Below are 17,614 nucleotides of genomic sequence, written 5' to 3'. Positions count from 1 at the left end.
GCTCTCCCTAGGGTAATTTCGCGGTAGGAGGCGTCATGGCCACGCTCGGCATACGACACGCAGTGCTGTGGGTGACCGACCCGCAGGCATCGGCGGGCTTCTACCGTCGAGCGCTCGGGCTCGAGGTGACCAGCCGCGTCGGCACCGCCGTCTTCATGGCATCGCCGGAATCGAACACCGACCACGACCTCGGCCTGTTCGTCGCAGCGGGCGATGCGGCACCGGCACGACATGTCGGCCTGTACCACCTGGCTTGGGAGGTCGCCACCCTCGCTGAGCTGGCAGAGGCCAAGGTCCGGCTCGACGCCATGGGAGCGCTCGTGGGCGAGAACAACCACGGCACCAGTCGCAGCCTCTACTGCCACGACCCCGACGGCATCGAGTTCGAGCTGATGTGGGAGGTGCCGCCGGAGCTCTGCGACCCCGACGCTGTCCGCAATGTCCCGCTCGACCTTGACGCCGACATCGCCCGCTGGGGCGCCGACTGCCTCAGCCGAGGCGCACGCCCCGTCACTCGCGCTGCGAAGCCGTGAGCTGCTCCTGGCGACGCACCACGAGGAACCAGGTCAACACGAACGACACGGCCACCAGCACCACTCCCATCAGGCCCGCTTCGGCAATGAACGCATCCTCGAACGAGCCGAAGATCTGAGTCGCCAGCGTCGAGAAGCCCAGCGGCGAGATGAGCAGGCTGATCGGCAGTTCCTTCATCACCGACAGCAGCACCAAGCCGGCGCCGGCAACCAACGCAGGGCCCATGAGCGGCAGGTCGATCGTCACCAAGCGGCGCACGGGGCCTGCGCCCAACAGGCGCGCGGAGTCGTGCAGCCGGTCGGGCACGCTGCGCACCGCCACCACGCTCACGCCCATCGCCAGCGAACCGAAGCGGACGACGTAGGCGAAGATCAGCAGCGCGAACGTGTCGCCGAACAGCGAGAACGCGACATCCGAACGCAGCGTCCAAAAGCGCATCGACAACGCGATGAGCAGCCCGGGCAGCGCGAAGGTGCTGATGATCACGGCGTGGGCGAGCCAGCCTGTCCGCGAGCGGTAGCGGCCGACGAGGAAGGCGATCGGCAGTACGGCGGCCACCGCCACCACTGCGGCGATCACGCTCACCCACAGCGTGCTGAACGTGACTTCGAAGATGCGGGGGTAGTCCACGGCCAGCGGCCGCGCATCGGTGAGTGTCCGAGCGATGCCGCCGCCTGCCCAGTCCAGCAGTGCCAGCAGGGGGGCGCCCACGCCGGCGAATCCTGCCGCCGCCACGGCAACGGTCGCCAGCGGCCGCCAGCGGCCGAGACTCAGCGTCGTCGGCTGCAGGCCGCCGATGCCAGAACCGTCGGGCAGCCGTTTGGAGATCCACCGCTCCGCCGTCACCACCACCGCAGCGAGCGCCAGCAGCATCAGGCTGAGCGCAAGCGCCGCAGGCGGATCGGCCAGATGCTTGGTGGCGATGGCGCGCGTCAGCGTGTCGTAGCGCATGAGCTGCACGGCACCGAAGTCGCTCAGCGTGTAGAGGAACACCAGCAGCGTTCCGGCGCCGATCGCCGTGGCGGCGTGGGGCAGCGCGACACGCCAGAACGCGGTGAGCGCGTTGTCGCCGAGCAAGCGGGCGCTCGCTTCCACCGACGGCGGCAGCTGTGTCAAGCGCATGGCGACGGGCAGGTACACGTAGGGGTAGCACATCAGCAGCAGGACGACCCAAGCGCCGAAGAACCCCCGCAGCTCTGGTGTCGAATCGACGCCGAGTCCGACGAGCAGGTCGTTTGCGAGGCCGCCGGGATTCAGGGTTCTGATGAATGCAGCCGCACCCAAGAAGGTCGGATAGACCAGCGGCAGCGGCAGCACGACCCGCCAGACCCGTCGGCCGGGCAGGTCGGTGCGATGGGTCAGCCAAGCCAAGCCGGTGCCCAGCACCAGTGAGCCCGCCGACACCGCCGCGGCGAGCGTGAGCGTCCTGCCCAACGGCGCCAGCGTGCGCTCGCTGAACAGCAGGCTTGCGGGGTCGGAACCCTGGCCGAATGCCCGGTAGGTCAGGTAGATGCCCGGAAACGCGAACACGAATGCGAGCGCCAGCCCGCCGGTGCGCAGCAGCGCCGGTGCCTTGGATCGCCTCGGGCCTCCGGCCAGCTGCGCGGGCCCGGGCGCAACCACACTCACGCGACTGCACCCGCCGTCGGCGCGGCGCCGCTCACCGGCAGGTGCTCAGCGTGCATGGGCTCACTGGTTGAGGATGCCGCTCGCCTCGATGATGGCGGTGGTTTCGGCGAACCCGTCGCCCAAGGCGTCGAAGTCCACGCTGCCGACTGCACGCGCGGTCAGCGGTGGCAGGACGTCTGCGGGCTGGACTCCCGCTGCCAGCGGATACTCGAAGGTCTCCTCGGTGAAGTAGCGCTGGACCGGCTCGCTGAGCAGGTAGGCCAGCAGCTGGGAAGCCTCGGCGGTCTTGTCGCTGGAGGCCGTCAAGGCGGCGGCGGTGATGATGAGCAGGCCGCCGATGTCGTCGTCGGCCAGATCCCAGTTCGCCGCTCGGTGGCCGTCGCCTGCCGCAGCAGCTTCTTGGTGTTGGTAGTAGTGGTTCACGAGTCCCATCTCGATCTCGCCGCGGCCGGCCGCTTCCACGATGGATCGATTGTTGGGGTAGTAGCGGGCGCCGTTCGCGACCATGTCAGACAGCCATTGCGCTGCGATGTCGGATCCGTACTGGTCTGCGAGCACGGTGAACCAGTCGACGAACGAACCGTTCGTCGCCGGAATCGCCACCTTGCCGCGGTACCGCTCGTCGGTGAGGTCGAACACTGATCGGGGCAGCTCATCGGGTTCGACGTTGTCGATGTTGTACACGAGCACCCGCTTGCGCCCTGAGAATCCGACCCAAGTGCCAGATGCCGAGCGATGCTGAGCTTCGACCAAGCCCAGCACGTCAGCGTCGATCGTGCCGAGCAGACCCTGGTTCTCGAGGAAACCCACCGGACCTGGAGAGCGGGACAGGTACACGTCGGCCGCAGTTCGGTCGCCTTCCTCGGCCAGCAACAGCGCCAGTTCGGTCGAATCGCCCCAGCGCACCGTGACGTCGATGCCGGTCTCGCAGGTGAAGGCGTCGAGGACCGGCGCGATGAGATTCTCGGTTCGGCCCGAATAGACGGCGATGGCGCCGTTGTTCTCCGTGGTGCATTCGCCGCCGTAGATTGCTGCCGCAGTGCCGTCGAGGGTGCGTGCTGAGCTGGTGCTGCACGCCGACGCGAGCAGCGCGACTGCCGCGATGAGCGCTGTGATCGTCTGGGCTGAGCGTGTTCGGCGCCGAACGCCGCGCAGCGGGGCCAACAGGTGGAGGGGTGGTGTCGTCATGGGGCGTGACTCTAGCGGTCCTGGTTCCTAAATGTAAGGTATGCCTAACTACATGTAGTGTGCATCGTGAACTCGATGAACGCCCTATCGCTTGGCTAGCGCGCCACATGCTCGGCCACACAGCCCGACTGCCGACATTTGATTCCGAGCAATGCATAAATTCGACACCATTGAGTGCCGTTTGTCGACATCGGCTTGGGGCGCTGGGCCGTGACACGTCCACGGGACGCACGGCGAGCGCTCGCCCGGCGGCAACGGCGTGCTCGACGCACTCGGCGTCACTGCCGCCGAGGCTCACCCTCAGCAGCACTGCTATCAGGAGACGACCTACGTCAACCGCGGCGGCTACGTCCCGACCGGCGTCACACGAACCGTTTGTGTCGACATCGCCCACGAACACTCAAGCTGGTGGACGCGAGCACTCTACTGGGGCGCTACTACAACCTTGTGCGGCACGTTCGCCGTGGCCGTTGGCGGCGCAACAGCGGGGGCGGGCACCTTTCCTGCTGCGGCCGGCTGCGGTGCGACATTTGCGATCCTGCCCGGACCGTAGGGTGTTGATCATGCAGTACGTGTACAACACGAAGTCGTACAGGAGCAAACGTGAAGCGCTGATGTGGAGCTTGAGCGCAGCTGGCGCGCTGGCGCCCATTATGTTGTCCTACGGCCTGCTGGGCTATCCGCGTTCCCTCTACCTAGTCCTGTTGGCCGGATATATGCTGCTGGGCCTCGCTGTGTGGTCGTGGTGGAAGCGTCGGGGGCGTGACAGGTTTCCGCTGCGCCCGTCTGCTGACCGCGAAGAGTGAAGCTCGCTGCGTCAGCAATCGCGGTGCTGCTCATTTCGGCGTTGGCTATAGCGGCGTGTTCTGCTGTTGAGCCGTCGGCGGCGTGCGCGAACGCTGCCGAGCGGGCCTACGGCACCAGTGTCGAGGCTCATGAAGCGGCGCATGCTGCGGGCGAGGATCACACCGACGAAGACATTTTCGACGCTCGTGTGGCGATGATCCTCGCGGAGGCCGAGACGCGGCGGCACTGTGGCTGAGACTTAGACGGTCTCAGCACAGCAACACTGCTGTGCTGCAGCGGTTCGGCGTTGGCTTCGGCTTTATCGGTGCGTTCGTGTCATGCACTGCAGGCATCGATCGCTGCGGGGTTGTTCATCGCACACCGGTTCGTTGACTTCATCGCTTGCAGCGATGGGATCAACGCCGGCGACAGAAATCGTTCAAGCTGACATCTCGCACCCAAGACCGCATTGTTCGTCTGTGCCACAAGTGTGCAGCCGAGTTGATGGTGAGGTCAGGTGAAGTGCAGAGGGTTGGCTTGGCTCCAGTGGACTGGTTGCTGGTCGAGACTGAGTGTCAATCGATTCCAGAACAGCTCGACGGCACTCGACGTTGCCGGATCGCTCTGGTCGGCGTCGGATGCGGCGTACACCGTCAGCTCGTACATGGCACCGTCGGTCTCTTCGGTCGGTCGGGCCAGCAGCGCCATGAACGCTTTGGCCATCTCATACGGCTCCAGCATTCGCGGCTGCCAGCGGCCGAACACCCGCTCATTGCCGGCGTATTCGTTGGTCATGCCGGTTCGCACGAAGGGAAGCAGCAGCGTGAAGCAGCTGACCAGATCGGCGCTGCGGCCCAAGTTCACCTTCAGCACCTTGGGCAGCTGCAGCACTGCCCAGTTGCTGAGCGCGTAGCCGGGCACGGCTGGGCCCGGGTCAACCGCTTGACGGGACGACACGTAGACAATCTGCGCTGGCGTCCCGGCGTAGACCGCCTCGCCCGCCCACAGATGCGTCGACGCCAGAAAGCCGTCGACCTTGGTGTCCAGCACCAGCCGCGACTGTTCCAGGTTGTCGATGAAGTGCTGACGCACCCGAGCCCGCCGCAGCGATGTGGACTCGCCCTCGACTGGCCGCAGCGTCCGTCCCAAGTTGTAGCCGGACTCGGTGAGGCCGGAGTTGCAGATCACCAAGTCCGGCGGCAGCCCGCCCATCTGGTCCATCACGTAGCTGCGAATCGCCCAGAGGTCTCGCAGGTTCGTCACATCCGCCTGCACCGGAAAGGCATGTACGCCCTCGTCGCGGAGGCGGTCGACCAAATCGAAGCCGTCCTCGTAGCTGCGATGAAAATGCACGCCGACCGACGCGGCGCCGTTCAGACCGGCGCTGAGCGCGAACGCCTGGCCGATGCCGCCGTCCTTGCCGGCCCCGGTGATGAGGACGCGGCGGCCTTCGGCTGCGCGGCGATACTCAGCGAACCGGAACGCATCGGTCGGGGCGGTGTAGGCCATGGTGTTGTACCTCCCAGCAACGGATGGCTCAGCAGCGGATGGTTCGGCAGCGGACGTCGGGCGCGCCGAGGCGGGCAGCATCGGCGGTTTGATCATCGTGCCGAGTCTGACTGTCTCGCTCGGCCGCAACTCGCGCCCGATAGTGCGAGACCTCGCGCTCGACAGTCTCGGGTGACCAGCCGAGTTCTGCACCCATCAGCTCCGCGGCGTCTACGGCTGCGTCGATGCCACGGTTCCAGGACTCGACAGACAGCCGAGTGCGCCGGGCGAGCACGTCGTCGAGGTGCAAGGCGCCCTCGGCTCGCACAGCGTGGACCACCTCGGCCCGCAGGTAGGCCAGCTCGGGTGTCAGCGGCTCGCCCAGATCGGGTTGGGCGGCAATCAGACCGAGCACATCGTGCACTTGGTCGCCGTGGCGGTCCAATAGGTGCGCAGCCGTGGCGCGGCTCATGCCCATATGGGCACCCAGTTCGTCGTGACGTCGACGCAGCTCCTCGTAGCCGTGTGCGCCGACGAGCGGCGTGACCAACGTGGGGGATCGACGGGCCGCAGCGCCGCGGCGCCGCCACCGTGGGGTTCGTCGCGGCGCAGCGTCGCCTCGGGCAGCGGTCACCTCGTCGAGTGCAACCTCGACGGCGTCTGCTGCCATGACCCGGTACGTCGTGTACTTGCCGCCCGCCACCGAGACCAGCCCTGGCGCCACCCGCGCGACGGTGTGCTCGCGGCTCAGCTTGGCTGACTCCGGGGCATCCCCGGCCAGCAGCGGGCGCAGACCGGCATAGACGCCGCAGATGTCTTGGTGGCTGAGCGGGTTTGCCAGCACGCTGTTGAGGCGTTCGAGCAGCAGGTCGATGTCGGCCCGGCTCGCGGCTGGGTGGGCGTAGTCGAGATCCCAGTCGGTGTCGGTAGTGCCGATGATCCAGCGCTCGCCCCAAGGCACCACGAAGAGCACGCTGGGCGGCATGGCCACGATCAGTCCGCACTGCAGGTCGATGCGATCCCGCGGCACCAGCAGGTGAATCCCTTTCGACGCCCGGAGGCGTGTGCGAGACGGCTGCGTGCTGGAAGCCGGCGTGTCGGCCAGCTGCTCGATCTGGCTCGTCCATACCCCTGTGGCGTTGACCACGGCATCGGCGTGAACCTCAAAGCAGCGACCGGTCTCGGCGCAGTGCGCGATGACGCCTCGCACGGCACCATCGGCGACGAGCAGTTCTCGCACGCAGGCCGAGGTCAAGATGCGCGCGCCGTGCGCAGCGGCGGTGCGGGCGATCGCCACGACCAGTCGGGCATCGTCGGTCTGGCCGTCCCAGTAGGTGATGCCGCCCCGCGCCATGTCGGCATCGAGGGCGGGCGCGAGACGACGGGTGTTGCGCGCGCTGAGGTGGCGGTGCGAGCCGTGCGCGTGAGGTCCCCGGCCGGCCAGCGCGCTGTAGAGCGCGATGCCGAGCCCGGTGTACAGCCGCTCGCGCCAGCCGCGCCGAATGGGGTAGAGGAACTGCACCGGATGCACCAGGTGTGGCGCCAACCGACCGAGCAGCAGGCGGCGCTCGGCCAGCGACTCCCGTACCAAGCCGAACTCGAGACGCGCTAGGTAGCGCAGTCCGCCGTGAACGAGTTTGGACGAGCGGCTCGACGTGCCTGCCGCCAGGTCGCGCTGCTCAAGCAGCGCCACGCTGTGGCCACGCAGCGCGAGGTCTAGCGCGCAGCCCGCTCCGGTGGCGCCGCCGCCGATGACCACGACATCGACACGGCCGCCGTCGAGCTCGTCGAGCCAAGCGGCGCGCTGGGCTGGTCCCAGCCGGCTGTCCGCCGCAGCACGATGGCCGTTGTTCGCCGTGCTGGGATTCGCTGCTGCGAGTTTCACGGCTTCGCCATGGCGAGATCGGCGTCTGCGCGATGCGATCGGCTCGACGTGCTCAGTCGAGTTCGCAGGACAGGTGGCGGCGCGTCGCCCACCCGAACAGGTTCCAGCCGAAGTCGCCGCGGGTCAGATCGTCGCGGGCGATACGCGCGGCCGGCGCAGAGATCGGGACGGCCGCCGGTGCCTTCATCTGCACCTCAGCAACGCGCTCGGCGAGCACGAACCAGCCCACCGCATCGGCCGGGCTCGCCCCGACGGTCAGCAGACCGTGGTTGGCCAAGACGGCGGCTCGGCAGTCGCCGAGCGCCGTAGCGATGCGCTTGCCGCCGTCCGTGGAGAGGATCTGCACTTCCTCGTCGTCGAAGAGCACATGGTCCTCGAAGAAGCAGGTGGCCTCCTGATTGATCGGCTCGATCATCCGCCGCTCTGCCGAGAACGGCGTGCCCCACTGGGTGTGAGTATGGGCGGCCGCACCGATGTCTGGTCGAGCTTCGTGGAGCGGGTGGTGGATGTAGAAGGCGCTGGCATTGATCGGCGCGGGCCGCCCGTCGCGGTCGGCAGCGTTGCCATCAGGCGCCACCAGCACCAAGTCGTCCACGGTGGCGCGCTCGAAGCTGACCCCGTAGCGCAGCAGCCACATGTGGTCGGGCCGCAGCGGGTCGCGGCAAGTGATGTGCCCGTCGCCCAGCTCCCCCCAACGCAGCGTGCCGAACAGGCGGTAGGCACGCGCGAGGTCCGCCAACAAGCGGCGGCGCTCCGCTCCAGCATCGGCCTCGAATGGCTCAGCCGGCACGCCGGCGAGGTCGCGGGCATTCACGCAACGGATTCTGCCACGACCTCAGCCGCACACGGCACCGCCGCTGTGCAGCACCGCACGGCCAGCCGGCGGGCGCGCAGCCGCGCCGAGTGCAGCGGCGGCGAGTAATGTCATGCAGCGTTGTATCGCTGGTGCCACGAGCCCAGCATCCACACACCCGGCAGTCACGAACCCGGCAGGGGGTCACATGGCAACGGTCACCCTCGACCGGCTGACGAAGAAGTATCCGAACGGCTTCGTCGCAGTCACCGATCTGGACATCGACATCGCCGACGGCGAGTTCTTGGTGCTGGTGGGCCCGTCAGGCTGCGGCAAGTCCACTGCGCTGCGGATGGTCGCCGGACTTGAGGAGATCAGCGACGGGGAGCTGCTGATCGGCAGCGAGCGCATGAACGACGTCGAGCCAAAGGACCGCAACATCGCCATGGTCTTTCAGAGCTACGCGCTGTACCCCCACCTCGACGTGGCCCGCAACATCGGCTTCCCCTTGAAGCTGGCCGGTGTCCCGAAAGCGGAGATCGACGAGCGAGTGCGCACCGCCGCGCGGCTGCTGGAGCTTGAGCCGCTGCTCGGCAACAAGCCGGCGCAGCTCTCCGGCGGCCAGCGCCAGCGCGTCGCCATGGGCCGGGCCATCGTGCGTGACCCGGCCGTGTTCCTCATGGACGAGCCGTTATCCAATTTGGACGCCAAGCTGCGCGTGCAGATGCGCGCCGAGATCACGGCCCTGCAGCACCGACTCGGTGCCACCACCATCTACGTCACTCACGACCAAGTCGAAGCCATGACGATGGGAGACCGGGTCGCCGTGCTCAAGGACGGTGTGCTGCAACAAGTGGACGACCCGACCGACCTGTACGAGCGGCCGGACAACCTCTTCGTGGCCGGATTCATCGGTGCGCCCGCAATGAATCTGCGAATGGCCCGGCTCGAACGCGGCGAGCAGAGCTGGCAGCTGCACCTGGGCACCCAGACGCTGCTGCTGCCCGAACGGGTGCTGAGCACCCATCCTGGCCTGCGCGGCTACGACGGTGCCGATGTCGTGGTCGGCATCCGACCGGAGGCGTTCGAGGATGCCGCGATCGCCAATGGCGAGTCGGGTGCGCGCCTCGCAGCCACGGTGTCGCTGACCGAAGCGCTGGGTTCGGACCTGCTCTTGCACTTCCCGCTGGATGCACACTCCGTCGAGGCCGGGGACCCCGACGCGCTGGAGGGCATCGAGGACCGCATGGTCATCGCCCGAGTGCATCCCCGCAGCACCGCTCGGCCCGGCGCCGACGTCGAGCTGGTGGTGGACATGGACGGTCTGCACTTCTTCGATCCCCACACCGAAGTCGCCATTCGCGACTGAACCCATTCGCGACTGGGCCCATTCGCTACTGGGTCCAGCGGGCGGCTACATCGGGTGCCAGAGGGGCTGGTGCGCAATGGACCCCAGCACGAGGCGTCCGAACAGGTCGCACTCGGCGAGATGGGGGTAGCCCGACAAGATGAAGGCATCGATCCCGACCGCTTGGTAGGCCCGCAGCTTGGCTGCGACCTCGTCGGGGTCGCCCACGATGGCTGCTCCGGCACCGCTTCGGGCCCTGCCGATGCCGGTCCACAGACCTTCCTCCGCAAAGCCATCGGCATCGGCACCTGATCTCAGCTCGGCTTGTCGCTGCACGCCGACGGAGGCCGAGTCCAGTGACCGCGCCCGAATCGCCGCGCCGGCACCGTCGTCGAGGCGGCTCACCAGCCGTCGCGTGGCAGCCATCGCCTCGGCGCTGGTTGGTCGGACGATGACGTGAGACCGCAGCCCGAACGTGAGCTGTCGCCCGACCGCAGCTGCGCGCTCGCGCATCTCGCTGACGGTCGCCGCTACGCCTGCCACCGTGTCGGGCCAGTTCAGGAACACGTCTGCGGCGACCGCGGCAGTGTGCTTGGCGTCCTCGGAAAAGCCGCCGAAGTAGAACGGCGGGCACCGTCCGCTGACGGTGCCGACGCGCGGCGGATCGAGCTGCACCTTGACGAACTCGCCGTCGAATTCGACGGACTCGCCGTCGAGCAGGGTTCGCAAGACCTCCAAGTACTCGCGTGTGCGCCGATAGCGGGGTCCCGAGGGCAGCGGCGCGCCGGGCAGGTCGCTCGAGATGATGTTGACGGTCAGCCGTCCCGCGGCCATGTGGTCGATGGTGGCCAGCTGCCGCGCCAGCTGCGGCGGCCACATCTCGCCCATGCGCACCGCGAGCAGCAGGTTGATCCGCTCGGTCTGCGTGGCGATGCCAGCAGCGAAGGCCGTGGCGTCGATCCCCAGGCTGTAGCCGGAGGGCAGCAGCACGTTGTCGAAGCCGTTGCGCTCCGCCGCAGCGACGATCTGCGCACAGTGCTCCCACGAGCTGGCCAGCGTCGGGTCCGGCACGCCCAGGAACTCGTAGTCGTCGTCGCACAGCGCCGAGAACCATGCGATCTCCGGTGCAGCAGTCCCTCCGCCGGAGCTCGCAGCCCGCGCTGTGCAGCTCACGGCACTGAACCGGCCCGTCTGCATTCCGGCCCGGCGGTCTGCTCGGCGGGGACGTTCATGGCCTCGGCCTCGGTGTGCTGTGCCGGGCGCTCATGGGTTGCGCTTTGCGTCGGTCATCAATTCGTCCATCAATTCGCCCATCGCCACCGGCCGGCCCTCCTCGATCGAGCGATGCGCCGCTCGGCCGATCGCCACCGACCACAGCCCGTCGGCGAGCGTGCATTCCGCGGTCCCTGAGGCACGCACTGCGTCGCAGAAGTGCTCCAGCTCGATGTAAGAGGCGCCGTGGTGATGACCGGCCACTGGTGCCGTGCTGGTCACACTTTGCTCGCTGACGCTGCCGATCCAGTCCCGTCCCCTCACGCCGTCCCGCAGCACGTCGTCGGGGATCAGCGCTTCGAGCTTGCCGGCGGCACCCACCACCGACACTTCCTCCTGGTTGCGGGTGGCGTCGGCGAACATGCACAGGTCCAGCATGGCGCGGGCCCCCGTGGCGAAGTCCACGATCACGAAGGCGTTGTCCAGGATGTCGGGCGTCTCCCCGCCGTAGCGCTCGTCGAGATGGTTCACGGCTTGGCCGCCCGAGGCCATGACGCGCACCGGCTCGCTGCCCACGATGAGGCGCATGAGGTCGAAGAAGTGGCAGCACTTCTCCACCAGCGTTCCGCCGGTGTTGCGGTTGAAGCGGTTCCAGTCGCGCACCTTCGGCTGGAAGGGGAAGCGGTGCTCGCGGATGGCCACCATCGCGACGGTCCCCACTGCGCCGTCGCGGACGCGTTCGATCAGCGCAGCGATCGGCGCCATGTAGCGGTACTCCAGCCCCACCCACACCAGCGGCGCCTCGTGCCCCAGTGCAGCGAAGCCGTCGATGATACGGCGGCAGTCGGCCAGCGTGGTAGCCAGCGGCTTCTCCACCAGCTGCGGCATCCCGGCTGCGGCCGTGTCCAGCACGATGTCGGTGTGCAGGTGGTTCGGCGTGGCCACCACGACGGCATCGCAGAGTCCGGAGTCGAGCAGTTCCCGGTGATCGCCGAAGCGCGGCACCGGCTCGAGTCCGTTGACGGCCAGCTCGCGCTGCGCATTGACCAGCGACGGCGCCCAGTCGTCGCACAGCGCGGCTACCTCGGCGCCGTCGAGCGCAATGATGTTGGCGAGGTGCTCCATGCCCATCATGCCGGTGCCGATGACGCCGAAGCGCATCGGCTCATGGCTGGCATGGCCGGCCGGCAACGTGCTCACCTGTGCCGGCGGCTTTGCCGGAATCGGCCGTCGCTCACGGCAATGGCCGGCCTTCGGACGCCTCGATGATGTCGTAGAGGTCGTTGCGGTCCAGCCGCACTGTCAGCGCCGCCTGCAACGCCACCAGACGCTCCGGCTGCTGTGTGCCGACGATGGCGATCGGCGCAGTGGGGTGGGCCAGCACGAACGCCACGCACACGGCGGCTCGGTCCACGCTTTCTCGTTCGGCCAGCCGGTCCAGCGTGGCGAGCAGACCGTCTCGCACGCTCCCGTCCGGCTTGTCGACAGGATCGCCAACCGGGCCGTCTGGGCCGTCGTTGCCAGATGGTGCCGCTGGTGGTTCGTCGAGGTGCTGGCACTGGGCCGTCAGTCGCCCGCCTGCCAGCGGGCGCTGTGCCATGAGTCGCCCGCCTGCCAGCGGGCTCCAGGCCAGCGGGACCATGCCGGTCTCCGCGCACAGGTCGAGCGTGCCGTCGCGCAACGGGTCCAAGCAGGCCGCTGAGTACTCCGGCTGGGTGCTCACCAGCGGCGCGTCCAAGTGTGTTGCCAGCGCGCGGGTCTGCGCAGGCGTGTAGTTCGAGACCCCGACGGCGCCCGCGAGTCCATCGGCGATCAAGCCGTCGAGCGTGTCGGCCAGCTCAGCCGGATGGGTGAACATGTCCGGCCGGTGGACCTGGTACAGGTCGACGTGGTCGGTCCCGAGGCGTGTCAGCGAGGCCTCGCACGCCGAGCGCAGCGCAGCCGCACCCGAGTCGTAGGGCAGCGGCGGCGCGATGCCGCCCTTCGTCGCGAGCACCATGCGATCGCGCAGCGCGGGCCGGGCTCGCAGCAGTGCGCCCAGGTTGTCCTCGCAGCTGCCGAAGCCGCTGCCTCCCCAGTCCAAGCCGTACACATCGGCAATGTCGATCAGGTTCATGCCGAGGTCGAGTGCTGTCTCGATCAGTGCGGTGTTGCGGTCCACGTCGTCGCCGGTGAAGCGCCACAGCCCCAGTGCCAGCGGACCGATCTGCGGGCCGTTCGCCCCGAGCCTGCGCGCGTCGGCGCGGACCAAGCTCGACACCGGCATGTCGTTCACGAGCTCATCCAGTTCACGCTGTCCAAGTCACGCTGTCGCCCTGTTTGTCCCGCTAGCCCCGTTCACGACTTCACCGAACCGGCCAGCAGGCCGCGCACGAAGAAGCGCTGCAGGGCGAAGAACACGATCAGCGGCACGCCGGCCTGAATGAACGCCCCGGCAGACAGCACATGCTCGCGAACGCCGAACTCACCGGCCATTGATGCAATGCGAATCGTGGCCGGCCACGCCTCGCCGTTGCCGCCGATCATGGTGATGGCCACCAAGTAGTCGTTCCAGGTCCACAGGAACTGGAAGATCGTGAACGCCGCCAGCGCGGGCACCGACAGCGGCACCACCAGCCGCCAGAAGATCGTGACGTGATTCGCTCCGTCGATCCTCGCCGCCTCGAAGAGCTCGCCGGGCAGCGAGGAGATGTAGTTGTGCAGCAGGAACACCGCAAAGGGCAGCGCGAAGGCAGTGTGCGTCAGCCAGACCGCGATGGCTTGGCCGGCAAGGTCGAAGTCCGGAAACAGCGTCAAGGTGAACTCTGTGCCCGGAATCGTCCAGTGCGCCCCGCCCGAATAGAGCTGCAGCAGCGGAATCAGGGCCACTTGGTTCGGCAGCGCCAACAGCGACACGAGTCCGATGAACAGCCACTCCCGACCCCGGAATTTCATCCAGGCGAACGCGTACGCCGCCATCGCAGCGATCGCCACAGGGATCACCGTGGCCGGAATGGCGATGGCGAAGGAGTTGATGAGCGCCCGGGCCAGCCCGCCGCTCTGTTCGGCGCCTAGCACCTCGGTGTAGTTGGACAGCGTCCAGCCGCCCTCGTAGAACGACTCCCACCAGCCGCTGTCGCGCTGCGCGTCGCGGGTGCGGAACGAGTTGACGAACAGGCTGCCCGCGGGAAGGCTCCACACGATCACGATCAGCCACAGCACCCACGTCGGGATGCGGCGCAGGAAGCCGTAGATCAGCTTGCCCGTGCGGTCGATGCCCGCGAATGCGTTGCGCTCGCCGCCAGTGGTCCTGCCGCCGGCGGTCTGCGTCGAATCGGAAGCGGTCATGGCGCTCATGCGTCGGTCCGCTGCATCCGTCGGATGTTGAACGCCATCGCCGGCACCACGGCCAAGAACAGCACGATGGCCAGCGCCGAGCCCAATCCGAGATTGAATTCGGTGAAGGCTCGCTGCCACATCTCGTTGGCGATGACCTGCGTGCCGAAGTTGCCGTTGGTCATCACCTTCACGATGTCGTAGACCTTCATCACGAGCACCACCAGCGTTGTGGCCACCACGACGATCGTGGGGGTGATCGTGGGGACGACGACGTTCCAGAACGTCTGGCGCTCAGTGGCGCCGTCGACGCGCGCCGCTTCGAGCAGCTCGGAGGGCACCGACTTGATGGCTGCTGACAGGATCACCATGGCGAACCCCGTCTGGATCCAGATCAACACCACCATGAGCCACACATTGTTGAACGGCCCCTCCTGCAGGAACAAGATGGTGTCGGCGAAGTAGTCCACGACGGGTTCCCCAGTGGCGGGGTCCACCATGGGTTCCAGGGTGGCGGGGTCCATTCTGGGCGTCGGCGCCAAGCCGCCGAGACCCGGGCCCACGAACCGGTAGACGAGCCACAGCACTGGGAGCGCAGTGACTGCGGCGCCGATGGCCAGCGCCGGTTGGCGCCGCCGCACCCCGTAGGTACACACCATCACCAGCACAGCTGTGACGACGGCCAGAACCAGCACGACGATCCAGGCGCCGGCGGTGCGCGGCCGCAGGCTGCCCAGCCAGACCCAGACGGCGTTGAGCAGTCCGGTTTGGGGCTTCTGAGGCGGCCGTGCGATGTACATGAAGCGCCAGATGATCCCGGCGCCCACGAACGAAATTGCCATCGGCAAGAAGATGAGGCTCTTGGCCACCGACTCCCAGCGCACACCGTCGGCGAGCACTGCTGCCGCTAGGCCGAGCGCCGTCGACAGTCCCGTGACCACCACCACCCACCACAGGTTGTTGATGACGGTGCCGCGCAGCGTGGTGAACACGGCGAAGGAGAGCACGAACAGCCCGATGGCGACTGGGCCGACGGAACCGGGCAAGGGCTCGAGGGTCCGGCCCCGACGACGGCCCACCGCCATGCCGATAGCGATGCCGGCAACGATGAGCACAGCGGCCGCCCAGGTGAGTCGGCTCGTGAAGATGTCGGACCATCCGCTCAAGTCCAGGCTCTGGTCGTTGGTCAGAATCTCGCCGTAGTTGGCGAGTCCTACCCAGGAGTCGGCGCCGGCATCGAGCAGCGAGAGATAGATGGAGCGCAGCAGCGGTATCACCAGCCCGAGCGCGACGAACATCAGCGCCGGGCCGAGGAAGGTGACCAGGCGGCCGCGTTCTGACAGCCGTGTCCGGCTCGCGTTCGAGGGCGTGCCCAGCAGTCCGGCCGCAAAGCCGACGCCGCCTCCGACCAGTGCGCACACGAGCGCCCACAGCCACATCGCACCTCCGGCGATGTCGTTGCCGGCGATGATCGCGCCGATCAGTGCGCCGAGCAGCGCAGCGGTGGTGGCCAGAAAGACGCGCCAGCGGCTGACAGCAAGGTCGAAGAGCCAGTTCGCTCCGAAGAAGACCGCTGCGCTGGCGCCGATGGCGACGACCACGCCGATCAGCGCGCTGACGAGTGCGCCCATCGCCTCAGTACACCTGTCGTCGCTGCACGGTCACCGGCGCAGTCTTGCAGGCGAAGCGCGGCGCGTGCGCAATGCGGCCGGCGGCGCTTTGGCAGGCCATGGCGCCGCCGGCAACGCGACCGCCGAGCGACTTGTTCTTGTGCAACGCCAAGCGCGCCGGAGGCCGGCCCACATCAGCGGACCGGCCTCCTTGCGGCTGAGACGCGGCCTGCAATGTCGGCAGCGTCTGTGGTTGTTCAGTTGCCGCGGTTACTCGGGCCAGGAGGCGTCGATCGCAGCGAATGCCTCGGCGACGGTCTTGTCGCCGTTGACAGCGCTGGTGCCTTCGGTCCAGAAGGTGCCTGCACCCACAACAGCCGGCATCAGGTCCGATCCGTCGAAGCGGGCCGGGCTGGCCGTCTGGAGAATCTGCACGAACGACCGCTCGAGGTCGTTGTACACGCTGAGGTCTTGTTGGGTGTTGGCCGACAGGAAGCCCGACTGGCCGCCGCCTTGACGTTCAGCCTGCGCTGTCTGACGCACCTCGGCGTACTCGGCGCTGCCGAGGAACTCCATCACTGCCCAGACTTCGGGCGCGTCACGGAAGGCGGAGACATACGTGCCGGCGGTCAGCACCGGACGATTGCCCTTCTCTGCGTCGGCGGGGAAGTAGAACACATCGATCTCTTGGCCCGGGCCGACGCCGGTGCCCTCGGGCAGGAATGCTGCGAAGAACGAGGCTTGACGATGCATGGCGCAGTCGCCGGCGACGAGCGGATCGCCGTTGTCGCCGAATGGTGTCGCGGCAATGGAGCCACCAGCGGCGTAGACGACGCCGGGTGTGTTCCAGACGTCGAGAACGGTCTGGGCAATGCTCGCAATGCGCTCGTCGGCGAAGTCGACCTCGCCTGCCACCCACTGGTCATAGACATTCTCGTCCTGGATACGCAAGACGAGGTCTTCCATCCAGTCGGTGAAGGCCCAGCCCGTGGCCGGGCCGGACTCGATGCCGACGCACCACGGCGTGACGCCGGCGGCGACCATCTGGAACGTCAACGCCCAGAGCTCGTCCAGCGATTCCGGCACAGCGAAGCCGCCGCTCTCAAAGATCTCGGTGTTGTACCAGACGATCGACTTGAGGTCGGTCTTGTTGGGGATGCCCCACAGCGTGCCGCCGAAGGTGACCGTGTCCAGCGTGCCGGCCGGCCATTGGCTCTCGATGTTGCTCTTGACGGCATCGGGGATCGGCAGGATCCAGCCCTCGCCTCCGAAGTCGCCGACCTTGCCCGGCTGCGGGAACACGCCGATGTCGGGCGGGTTGCCGCCGGCTGCCTGGGCGTTGATCTGGTCGGAGAAGTCGCGAGCACCGGTGTAGGTGATCTCGATGCCGGTCCGCTCGGCGAAGACGTCCAGGGCGTCCTGCATGGCGCCGGCCTCTTCTTCGGTTGACTCGGGTCCGAAGACGCTTACCTTCGTGCCGGCCATCGACATCCCGTCGTCCATCGCCTCGGTGGTAGCGGGCGATTCGGCCATGGTGGTCGCCGGTGTGTCGTCCATGGCCTCGGTGGTAACCGGCTCGTCGGCCATGGTGGTAGCGGGCGATTCCGCCATGGTGGTCGCCGGCGCAGCAGCCGTCGTTGCCGCAGGCGACGCATCGTCGCCATCGTCGTCGCTGCCGCAAGCAGCTGCGATCAGCGCTAATGCGAGCAGTGCAGCGACGAACCGCGATGCCCGCAGCCGCGTTTGCCTTGTGCGGTGCTGTTTCATGTGCATCTCTCCTGTGTCTCTCCCTGTGCGGTCACCAGGTGCGGTTGCAAGCCCGCACA

17 protein-coding genes and 1 pseudogene are annotated in these 17,614 nt (G+C 67.7%); 5 read left to right on the top strand and 13 right to left on the bottom strand.

Features of this window, described 5'->3' with window-relative positions; translation table 11 throughout:
• The first annotated feature begins 35 nt into the window (after window positions 1-35).
• Window positions 36-533 (top strand): VOC family protein, encoded by a 498-nt coding sequence (locus tag ACOGI4_RS01605; protein ID WP_419842215.1) that lies wholly within the window; start codon window positions 36-38, stop codon window positions 531-533.
• On the opposite strand, the gene ACOGI4_RS01600 is transcribed toward ACOGI4_RS01605, so the two are convergent.
• Both ACOGI4_RS01600 and ACOGI4_RS01595 read right to left on the bottom strand, forming a co-directional pair.
• Window positions 511-2,163 carry an ABC transporter permease gene (locus tag ACOGI4_RS01600; protein ID WP_419842214.1) on the bottom strand — a complete coding sequence of 551 codons (1,653 nt, stop codon included), beginning with the start codon at window positions 2,161-2,163 and terminating at the stop codon, window positions 511-513. The two genes, ACOGI4_RS01605 and ACOGI4_RS01600, sit on opposite strands and share 23 nt — an antisense overlap.
• Window positions 2,164-2,223: 60 nt before the next feature.
• Window positions 2,224-3,351: an extracellular solute-binding protein gene (locus tag ACOGI4_RS01595; RefSeq protein WP_419842213.1), complete on the bottom strand. Its 1,128-nt coding sequence runs from the start codon at window positions 3,349-3,351 to the stop codon at window positions 2,224-2,226.
• Between the two features lie 259 nt (window positions 3,352-3,610).
• On the opposite strand from ACOGI4_RS01595, the gene ACOGI4_RS01590 reads away from it, so the two are divergent.
• Genes ACOGI4_RS01590 through ACOGI4_RS01580 form a run of 3 tightly spaced genes read left to right on the top strand, consistent with a single transcriptional unit; the run spans window position 3,611 to window position 4,393 of the window.
• Complete coding sequence (locus tag ACOGI4_RS01590; RefSeq protein WP_419842212.1) at window positions 3,611-3,904, top strand: hypothetical protein; 294 nt, start codon at window positions 3,611-3,613, stop codon at window positions 3,902-3,904.
• A 10-nt stretch (window positions 3,905-3,914) separates the two neighbouring features.
• A complete protein-coding gene (locus tag ACOGI4_RS01585; protein WP_419842211.1) occupies window positions 3,915-4,157 on the top strand; it encodes a hypothetical protein in 243 nt (80 codons plus the stop codon).
• Entirely contained in the window at window positions 4,154-4,393 is a 240-nt protein-coding gene (locus tag ACOGI4_RS01580) for a hypothetical protein (RefSeq protein ID WP_419842210.1), read from the top strand. Before ACOGI4_RS01585 ends, ACOGI4_RS01580 begins: the two co-directional genes overlap by 4 nt.
• A 257-nt stretch (window positions 4,394-4,650) precedes the next feature.
• Here ACOGI4_RS01580 and ACOGI4_RS01575 read toward each other — a convergent pair whose 3' ends face one another.
• From ACOGI4_RS01575 to ACOGI4_RS01565, 3 genes are all read right to left on the bottom strand, one after another.
• Window positions 4,651-5,646, bottom strand: a complete 996-nt coding sequence (locus ACOGI4_RS01575; RefSeq protein ID WP_419842209.1) for an SDR family NAD(P)-dependent oxidoreductase — start codon at window positions 5,644-5,646, stop codon at window positions 4,651-4,653.
• A gap of 28 nt (window positions 5,647-5,674) precedes the next feature.
• Complete coding sequence (locus tag ACOGI4_RS01570) at window positions 5,675-7,444, bottom strand: glycerol-3-phosphate dehydrogenase/oxidase (RefSeq protein WP_419843059.1); 1,770 nt, start codon at window positions 7,442-7,444, stop codon at window positions 5,675-5,677.
• A gap of 118 nt (window positions 7,445-7,562) precedes the next feature.
• Window positions 7,563-8,324: a class II aldolase/adducin family protein gene (locus ACOGI4_RS01565; protein WP_419842208.1), complete on the bottom strand. Its 762-nt coding sequence runs from the start codon at window positions 8,322-8,324 to the stop codon at window positions 7,563-7,565.
• A gap of 187 nt (window positions 8,325-8,511) precedes the next feature.
• On the opposite strand from ACOGI4_RS01565, the gene ACOGI4_RS01560 reads away from it, so the two are divergent.
• Complete coding sequence (locus ACOGI4_RS01560) at window positions 8,512-9,672, top strand: ABC transporter ATP-binding protein (RefSeq protein WP_419842207.1); 1,161 nt, start codon at window positions 8,512-8,514, stop codon at window positions 9,670-9,672.
• Between the two features lie 45 nt (window positions 9,673-9,717).
• On the opposite strand, the gene ACOGI4_RS01555 is transcribed toward ACOGI4_RS01560, so the two are convergent.
• From ACOGI4_RS01555 to ACOGI4_RS01520, 8 genes and pseudogenes are all read right to left on the bottom strand, one after another.
• Complete coding sequence (locus ACOGI4_RS01555; protein ID WP_419842206.1) at window positions 9,718-10,824, bottom strand: LLM class flavin-dependent oxidoreductase; 1,107 nt, start codon at window positions 10,822-10,824, stop codon at window positions 9,718-9,720.
• A 90-nt stretch (window positions 10,825-10,914) separates the two neighbouring features.
• Window positions 10,915-12,063: a Gfo/Idh/MocA family protein gene (locus ACOGI4_RS01550; protein ID WP_419842205.1), complete on the bottom strand. Its 1,149-nt coding sequence runs from the start codon at window positions 12,061-12,063 to the stop codon at window positions 10,915-10,917.
• Window positions 12,064-12,097: 34 nt separating this feature from the next.
• Window positions 12,098-13,129, bottom strand: coding sequence for an aldo/keto reductase (locus ACOGI4_RS01545; protein ID WP_419843058.1), 1,032 nt, complete (start codon window positions 13,127-13,129; stop codon window positions 12,098-12,100).
• A 71-nt stretch (window positions 13,130-13,200) separates the two neighbouring features.
• A complete protein-coding gene (locus tag ACOGI4_RS01540; RefSeq protein ID WP_419842204.1) occupies window positions 13,201-14,199 on the bottom strand; it encodes a carbohydrate ABC transporter permease in 999 nt (332 codons plus the stop codon).
• On the bottom strand, window positions 14,196-14,837 hold the full coding sequence (locus ACOGI4_RS01535) for a carbohydrate ABC transporter permease (RefSeq protein WP_419843057.1): 642 nt from the start codon (window positions 14,835-14,837) through the stop codon (window positions 14,196-14,198). The genes ACOGI4_RS01540 and ACOGI4_RS01535 overlap by 4 nt, the downstream gene beginning before the upstream one ends.
• Window positions 14,838-14,909: 72 nt before the next feature.
• Window positions 14,910-15,077 (bottom strand): annotated as a pseudogene (locus ACOGI4_RS01530) (sugar ABC transporter permease); the annotation flags it as partial.
• Between the two features lie 736 nt (window positions 15,078-15,813).
• Window positions 15,814-15,981 (bottom strand): hypothetical protein, encoded by a 168-nt coding sequence (locus ACOGI4_RS01525; RefSeq protein ID WP_419842203.1) that lies wholly within the window; start codon window positions 15,979-15,981, stop codon window positions 15,814-15,816.
• A 77-nt stretch (window positions 15,982-16,058) separates the two neighbouring features.
• Window positions 16,059-17,555, bottom strand: coding sequence for an ABC transporter substrate-binding protein (locus tag ACOGI4_RS01520; protein WP_419842202.1), 1,497 nt, complete (start codon window positions 17,553-17,555; stop codon window positions 16,059-16,061).
• Window positions 17,556-17,614 lie beyond the last annotated feature (59 nt).

The sequence above is a fragment of the Candidatus Poriferisodalis sp. genome (assembly GCF_965205175.1).
Classification (GTDB): domain Bacteria; phylum Actinomycetota; class Acidimicrobiia; order Acidimicrobiales; family Poriferisodalaceae; genus Poriferisodalis.
Note: the sequence above shows the minus strand (reverse complement) of the source record. Positions and strands in the feature narration are given on the sequence as shown.

Bases quoted from the DNA above. Each gene is read 5' to 3' on its own strand.
- ACOGI4_RS01575 (WP_419842209.1), bottom strand. From the start codon at position 5,646: ATGGCCTACACCGCCCCGACCGATGCGTTCCGGTTCGCTGAGTATCGC.
- ACOGI4_RS01585 (WP_419842211.1), top strand. From the start codon at position 3,915: ATGCAGTACGTGTACAACACGAAGTCGTACAGGAGCAAACGTGAAGCG.
- ACOGI4_RS01595 (WP_419842213.1), bottom strand. From the start codon at position 3,351: ATGACGACACCACCCCTCCACCTGTTGGCCCCGCTGCGCGGCGTTCGG.
- ACOGI4_RS01535 (WP_419843057.1), bottom strand. From the start codon at position 14,837: ATGGTGTGTACCTACGGGGTGCGGCGGCGCCAACCGGCGCTGGCCATC.
- ACOGI4_RS01540 (WP_419842204.1), bottom strand. From the start codon at position 14,199: ATGAGCGCCATGACCGCTTCCGATTCGACGCAGACCGCCGGCGGCAGG.
- ACOGI4_RS01545 (WP_419843058.1), bottom strand. From the start codon at position 13,129: ATGCCGGTGTCGAGCTTGGTCCGCGCCGACGCGCGCAGGCTCGGGGCG.
- ACOGI4_RS01520 (WP_419842202.1), bottom strand. From the start codon at position 17,555: ATGAAACAGCACCGCACAAGGCAAACGCGGCTGCGGGCATCGCGGTTC.
- ACOGI4_RS01560 (WP_419842207.1), top strand. From the start codon at position 8,512: ATGGCAACGGTCACCCTCGACCGGCTGACGAAGAAGTATCCGAACGGC.
- ACOGI4_RS01605 (WP_419842215.1), top strand. From the start codon at position 36: ATGGCCACGCTCGGCATACGACACGCAGTGCTGTGGGTGACCGACCCG.